7 protein-coding genes and 1 pseudogene are annotated in these 6,318 nt (G+C 68.9%); 4 read left to right on the forward strand and 4 right to left on the reverse strand.

Annotation, left to right across the window (positions count from 1 at the left end; all coding sequences use genetic code 11):
* The 4 genes from E1182_RS28425 to E1182_RS31795 all read right to left on the reverse strand — a co-directional run.
* A partial coding sequence (locus tag E1182_RS28425) for a Gfo/Idh/MocA family protein (protein ID WP_132270813.1) occupies nt 1–505 on the reverse strand: 505 nt, incomplete at its 3' end.
* Nucleotides 502–1,029: a flavin reductase family protein gene (locus tag E1182_RS28430; protein ID WP_243706470.1), complete on the reverse strand. Its 528-nt coding sequence runs from the start codon at nt 1,027–1,029 to the stop codon at nt 502–504. The genes E1182_RS28430 and E1182_RS28425, both read right to left, overlap by 4 nt.
* Nucleotides 1,030–1,076: 47 nt before the next feature.
* Nucleotides 1,077–2,216, reverse strand: a complete 1,140-nt coding sequence (locus tag E1182_RS28435) for a DegT/DnrJ/EryC1/StrS aminotransferase family protein (protein ID WP_132270814.1) — start codon at nt 2,214–2,216, stop codon at nt 1,077–1,079.
* Between the two features lie 15 nt (nt 2,217–2,231).
* Nucleotides 2,232–2,819, reverse strand: a complete 588-nt coding sequence (locus E1182_RS31795) for a dTDP-4-dehydrorhamnose 3,5-epimerase family protein (protein WP_207921550.1) — start codon at nt 2,817–2,819, stop codon at nt 2,232–2,234.
* A 793-nt stretch (nt 2,820–3,612) separates the two neighbouring features.
* Between E1182_RS31795 and E1182_RS28445 the strand changes: the two genes are divergently transcribed.
* From E1182_RS28445 to E1182_RS31800, 4 genes and pseudogenes are all read left to right on the forward strand, one after another.
* Nucleotides 3,613–4,011: a helix-turn-helix domain-containing protein gene (locus E1182_RS28445; RefSeq protein ID WP_132270816.1), complete on the forward strand. Its 399-nt coding sequence runs from the start codon at nt 3,613–3,615 to the stop codon at nt 4,009–4,011.
* Nucleotides 4,012–4,360: 349 nt separating this feature from the next.
* A complete protein-coding gene (locus E1182_RS28450) occupies nt 4,361–4,873 on the forward strand; it encodes a hypothetical protein (RefSeq protein WP_132270817.1) in 513 nt (170 codons plus the stop codon).
* Between the two features lie 10 nt (nt 4,874–4,883).
* Nucleotides 4,884–6,101, forward strand: coding sequence for an MAB_1171c family putative transporter (locus E1182_RS28455; RefSeq protein WP_132270818.1), 1,218 nt, complete (start codon nt 4,884–4,886; stop codon nt 6,099–6,101).
* Nucleotides 6,102–6,185: pseudogene (locus E1182_RS31800) on the forward strand (transposase); the annotation flags it as partial.
* Between the last annotated feature and the right edge of the window lie 133 nt (nt 6,186–6,318).

A 6,318-nucleotide genomic window follows, 5' to 3' on the forward strand; every position in this document is an offset into this window, starting at 1 on the left:
GTGGGCGGGCCGGGATCGTGAACGTCGCCGAGAACGAGCGCAGCTCGCCGATCGCGCCCCCGGTGACCAGTCGCCGCACGGCCGCATGCTGCCCATGGTGGACGAACATGTAGTTCTCCATGAGCACGAGGCCAGCCTTCTCGGCTGTCGCCACGAGATCCGCGGTGTCCGCCTGGCAGCTGGTCAGCGGCTTTTCGGCCAGCACGTGCTTGCCGGCGGCCAGCGCTCGACGGATCCACGTCGCGTGCAGGCCGGTGGGTACCGGGATGTAGACCGCGTCGATGTCAGCGCGGGCCAGCAACTGGTCGTACCCGGCTATGGGGACGCCTCCGAACCGCTCCGCCACGGCGGTCGCCTTGGCCATGGTCCGGCTGGCGACCGCGGTGAGCCGGACGCTGTCCAGCGCCGCCACGGCGGGCAGCACCCGGCGGAGCGCGATATCGGCGCAGCCCAGGAGGCCGAGCCGGACTGGGCGGTACGGTGCCGCCGTGCGGTGGCCGGTCATCTGCCCGTGACCCGGGTGAACGTGCGGTCAACGTAAACGAGCGGGGTACCGGGCTCGGTGTGTGCTCCGAGCACCTCGCCCACCACGATGCTGTGGTCGCCACCGGGGTACCGGTCGTACACCCGACACTCGAGGATCGACAACGCGTCGTCGAAGACCGGAAGGCCTGAAGGGGTGCGCCGGAATCCGCTGTCAGTGAACTTGTCCGGCCGCTTGCTCGCGAACCGCAGGGCGAGGGCGGCGTGTTGCGGACGCAGGATGTTCACCGCGAACCGTTCGCAGCGGGCGAAGGCCGGGTAGCAGTTCGCCGACGTGGCGACGCAGAACGACACCAGTGGCGGCCGTAGCGAGACCGAGCAGAAGGAGCTGGCGGTCAGCCCGTGTGGAGAGCCGAGGTCGTCCACTGTGCTCACGATGGTGACTCCGGTGGGAAAGCTGGCCATCGCGTCCCGGAACGCATCCAGGTCCAGCGGCGCCGCGAGGCGGTCCACCACGTCAGTGACACCGATTTTTTGCTCGGTCAACGGATGCTCCTTCCGCGTGGGTCGGCTGACCCCTTGCCGGATCGTTCTCAGGCGGCGGCGCGTGACTCCATCGACTTGCGCAACTCGGCGACGACCTGCTCCACGTCGGCGTCGTCCAGCCCCTGGTGCAGGGGCAGGCAGAGTGTCTCGTCGGCCGCGCTCTCCGTGTGCGGCAGGACCGCGTCGGACTTGAAGGCAGGCACCTTGTGCAGCGGCGGGTATCGGAACGTGGTGTACACCCCGGAGCGGTACAGGTCCGCGGCCACCTGGTCCCGGATCGCCGCGTCCATCTGCACCCAGTAGAAGTAGTACGACGACTCGTGCCCGTCGGGCAGCGGAGGCGGTAGCCGTAGCGCCGGCGCATCGGCGAGCGCCGCGTCGTAGTACTCGGTAATCGCCCGCCGACGCGCGGCGAACTCGGGTAGGCGGCCGAGCTGCACCAATCCGATCGCGGCGGTCAGGTCGTTGCCGATGAGTCGCCGGCCGTGTTCCCGCACATCCAGCTCCCACCAGCGTTGGGAAACCCGGGCGTTGGAGAAGCCCGCGGCCTGCTCGAGCCCGTGGTAGGCGAGCCTTCGGGCGCGCCGGGCGAGCTCGGCGTCGCGTACGTACAACATGCCGCCGTCGCCGGTCACCAGCACCTTCATCGCGTCGAAACTCCACACGCCCACGTCGCCGAACGTGCCGCAGGAACGGCCGTCAGCTCGGGACGCCACCGCACAGGCCGCGTCTTCCACCAGCGCGACGCCACGTTGCCGGCAGTGCTCGGCGATACCGGCGACCGCGCCGGGATGGCCGCCGTAGTGCAGAATGATCACGGCTTTGGTCCGCGCGGTGATCGCGTCCGCCACATGCCGCACATCCGGGTTGAGCCGATGCGGATCGACGTCGCAGAAGACCGGCACCGCGCCGCGGGCGGCCACCGCGTTGCCCGCGGCGATGAAGCTGACCGACGGTAGGACCACCTCGTCGCCGGGGCCGATGTCGAGCAGGTCCATGGCGAGGAACAGCCCAGCCGTGCACGAGTTGATGAACACGACGTGGTCCGGTGCCACGCCCAGGTGTGCGGCGAACGCCTCTTCGAACGCACGAGTCCGCGGCCCGTGGCCCAGCCAGTTGCTGGCGAAGACCTCCGCAACGGCTTGCAGTTCCGCCTCGCCGAGACTCGGCTGGAAGACGTTGATCATTTCTCCTCCGGACGATCAGCCTTCGTGCCGCGGCGTGGGGTTCCACCGGGGAAGAAACCCGAGGGCCAGCGCCTGGGCGAGCGTGGGAGCCGTCGCATCCTTTTCCGAGATCAACGGCGGTTCGGTCAGGTCCCAGGGCAGGGCCAGCTCGGGATCCAACGGATTGATCTCGAACTGCGTCCCGGGGACGTACGGCGTGGTGAGCACGTAGCAGATGCAGGTGTCGTCGGTCAGCGCCCGGAAGCCGTGCCCCATACCCTCGTCCACCAGGACGGCGGCGCCCGACTCGGCGGTCAGTACGGTGCGGACGTGCTGCGCGAAGGTGGGCGAACCGACTCGTAGGTCGACCACGATGTCGAGAAGAGCACCGCGGACACACGTCACGTACTTGGCCTGGCCTGGGGGATCGACGACACCGTGCAGGCCACGCAGGGTGTTGCGCCGGGACACCGAATAGTTGATCTGGGCGACGGGGAAGTCGCGCCCGGTCTCGTGCCGCAACGTGTCGAGGCGGAAATGTTCGTAGAAGGCGCCGCGCGGATCGTGCCACGGCTCGGGCGTCACCAGGAAGACCCCCGGTATGCCAAGGTCGCGGACCTTCACCGCCCCACCTGCCTCTCCGCTTTCCGATTCGAATGCTGGGGGCGGCAACTCGACGTTGATTGGAACCGCGCTCGAGTCCGGTCGGTGCCGCGGCAAGCTGGTCGGTCGGGCTCCAGCTGCCCGAGACCGTCGTGAGCAGGCTGGCGTGGACGCCTCCAGGCCCCGGCCGGTCGGATCGTGTCGACCGCCGCCGGCTCGTGCTCGCGGCCGAGACGCTGCGCCGGGGTGCCGGCGCTGGCAGTCTGCTTCGTCGCTTCGTCGCTTCGTCGCGTGAACGTCAGCGGCGGGCAGTCCGCCGGTCAACGCCGCCGAGCGCGGTGCCGCACCCGGGCGCTCGGCGGGAACAATGACGTGAGGGCTGCGGGGAGTGCCGGAGAATGCGCTGCCTGCGCCGGACGGCGCGGGCGGGGTCGGTGCCCCCGGGGTGAGCTTGTGCCCCGGGGGCACCGCGCACCGAATCACGGCGGTGACGATATTTCCTGATGCGCAGGCCATGCCGACGCCTTACCCGCCGGCGATCCTCCCCCGCGCGTGGTGCGTGGACGAGGACCAGCCTTGCGCATCCCCCGTTTTCGTCTCCTGCCGCGATCGGTACCCCGCGCACGGCGGCAGTCCGGGCCGATATTGACGCCCAGGAAGACCTGTTGCGGAACTGAAGTTGTCCGCTACGGTGTCACTGCCAGCGTGGCCGGGCGTAGTCAGTCAATCACGCATCCACAACGGTCGCAACTATAGTTGTGAGTCGGCTTCGCCTCGCTGAGTCGCGCATCGAGGACGTCAGCTGGGGGTGGGGATGGCACGTTCGGGCACGTCGAGCGGATCGCCGTCCTTTTCAGAGCGGTTGGAGCGGTTGTTCGCGCAGCGCAGGAACCCGCGGACGAACGCGCCGTACACCCCGGACGAGGTCGCGCGAGCGACCAACCTGTCTGCCGGCTACATCCGGTATCTCCTCAGTGGCGCCCGGGACAACCCGACACTGGCGACCATCAGGCAGCTCGCGTGCTTTTTCCAGGTCGATCCGAACTACTTCTTCGGAGCTGACGAGGACGACCCGGACCTGGAGACGATCACGTGGGCCGCGCGCCGGCTGCCGCCGGGCCTACCCCGGGCAGCGCTGCGCGAGATCGTGGAACAGGTGGTGCGACTGGAGGCGGACCGGCAGCAGGGCACCGCCGAGGGCTCAGCGAAGTAGGAGGAACGTGGGGAGCGGGACGAACGCACCCACGACGGCGCCGACAGTCACCTGATGAGCGTCACCGCCAGGCCGAGCGCGACCATGGGAAGCGGCCGGGGCGGGGCCGTGGTCGGCACGTCCGACAGTCTCCCCCGGGGTGCGGGCGCCCCCGCGATGCTCGCTGCCGAGGCAGACTGTGACGCAGCTCCCATGATCCTGGGCGAGGGCCGCGACGCCTATGTGGACTGCTCAGGCGCTCGTGGTGACGTCTCTTCCGCGGAATTCCCGCAGAGCAGGTCTTGCCGGTCTCCCTTGCCGGTGTTTGTCTGGCTATGCTGCGTAATTCGGCACGGGGGAGTGGCAGACGATGTGGCGCGAGAGGCGTCGGGTGCTTCATCTGTTGCGTCGGCTGGACATTGACCTGCCGGCACCGCTGACCGTCGATGCACTGGTGTCCGCGTTGGTGAGAGCTCGGGGTCGCCGGATCCAGCTCGCGGCCATGAGCACCAACGTGCAGGCGCCCTGCGGTTTGTGGATAGCGACGGCGGAGACGGATTACGTCCTCTACGGTGCGGACGCGTCACCGGTGCTCCAGATCCAGACGATTCTGCACGAGCTGATGCACATCGGGCTGCGGCACGTGGGCGCGGGGATTGTCGACGTCGGGGAGGCGTTGCCCAGCGTCGGTGGGGTCGCGGCGACGGTGATGCGAGCCAGGGCCGTCGGCGCCTTCGCGGTCGAGCAGGAGCACGACGCCGAGTTGCTGGCGACGTACCTCGGTGCCCGGCTGACTGGTGGGGGCAGCGGGGTCTCCTTCGACGGGCTCGGCCGTGAGCGCGCCGCCGTCATGTACCGCATCGCCTCGACGTTGGCAGACTGAAGGTACGCCGATGGTGGTGACGGCTGGTCACGTCACGGCGGCGCTGGTCGCCACGGTGGCCCTGGTGATCAAGCTCGCGGCCTTGCGGCGAGATCCGTCGAACCGGAAGATTCAGGCCAGTGTCGCGATCTGCGCGGGGCTGGGGATCGCAGTCACCGCTGGTTGGGCTCCGGTGCACAGTTGGATCGACCGGGTGGCCGGGGTGCCGAACCTGGCCAAGGTGGTCGAACACGGTTCGGCGCTGCTGACGGCAACCGCGATTCAATCACTGTTCCTGTACCTGGGCGGGCCGGTCAGAGCGCGGCGGCTGATGCGCCGGCGGCTGGTGCTGCTGGCGGTGGTGGCCACCGTGATGATCGGGATGTTCCGGGTCGCGGATCTTCCCGAGTCGGAGCCGCTGCACTTCGCGCAGCGGTACGGCCACCTGCCCCAGGTGTCGGTCTACATGCTGGCGTTCCTGAGTTACCTCGGTGTCACCGTGGTGGACATCCTGCGGATGTCCCACGCGTACGCCAGGTACGCCAGTGCCCGGTTGAGGACAACCCTGCGTCTGCTCAGTGCGGGAGCCGCGTTCGGCGCCGGATTCGTAGCGCACAAGGCGTTGTTCATCGCCCTGAGGTTGGCCGAGGTCGACCCGCCCTGGCCGGAGCCGGTGGTGACCCAGACACTGGTGAGCCTGTCGGTGGTGCTGATCTGTTCGAGCTTCGTGCTGGCCGCGCTGTGGAAGACGGTCGACGGGGTGCGGGCATGGCCCCGCAGGAGCACCCTGTACCGGGATCTGCACCCCCTGTGGTACCTGCTGTACAAGGCGGTGCCGACGATCGCTCTACATCGCCCGCGACACCCTCATCGCGATTCGTGGTGGGTGTGGGACACCGGTCAGCAGCTGTATCGACGGTGCGTCGAAATCGGCGATGGGCTGCGGGAGCTGGGCCCGCGGGATCCGGAGGTGGCCGGCGTGGCGCGGCGGCGAGCGGTGGAGGCGGGTTGGGATGAGGCTCGCGCGAGCGCCGCCGGCGATGCCGCGGCGATCCTGGTCGCAGCACGCGCGTCGCGTCGTCCGGCGTCGGACGGGGGCGACCCGGGCTTGGAGCCCCAGCCGTCGACAATGATCCAGGCCGATGTGGAGGCGGAGGCGCGGCGACTCGCGTTGATCTCGATCGCGTTGTCGGCCGAGGTGGTGACGGGCGCCGTGGCGCAGTTCCTCGCCGCACAGGACCCTACGTAGGTGACGAAAGTGTGGCCGCAGACGGTGGTGCAGACCTGCGTGATCCACCTGATCCGCAACACGTTCCGCCTGACGTCGCGCAGGTACTAATAGTGCTTTGTTAGGTCGGTGTGGCGTGTCGCTTGTACGGGCGTCGTGGCGGTGTTTGGCTGCGGTGCGTGGATGAGCGGGATCTGGTTCGGGTGCGAGCGGGGTTGGAGGACTTCGCGGCGGGAAT

Origin of the sequence: Micromonospora sp. KC721, from assembly GCF_004348355.1 — a bacterium.
Classification (GTDB): domain Bacteria; phylum Actinomycetota; class Actinomycetes; order Mycobacteriales; family Micromonosporaceae; genus Micromonospora.

Excerpts from the sequence above, each read along its gene's own strand:
- E1182_RS28435 (WP_132270814.1), bottom strand. The coding sequence starts at position 2,216 with ATGATCAACGTCTTCCAGCCGAGTCTCGGCGAGGCGGAACTGCAAGCC.
- E1182_RS28445 (WP_132270816.1), top strand. The coding sequence starts at position 3,613 with ATGGCACGTTCGGGCACGTCGAGCGGATCGCCGTCCTTTTCAGAGCGG.
- E1182_RS28450 (WP_132270817.1), top strand. The coding sequence starts at position 4,361 with ATGTGGCGCGAGAGGCGTCGGGTGCTTCATCTGTTGCGTCGGCTGGAC.
- E1182_RS28455 (WP_132270818.1), top strand. The coding sequence starts at position 4,884 with ATGGTGGTGACGGCTGGTCACGTCACGGCGGCGCTGGTCGCCACGGTG.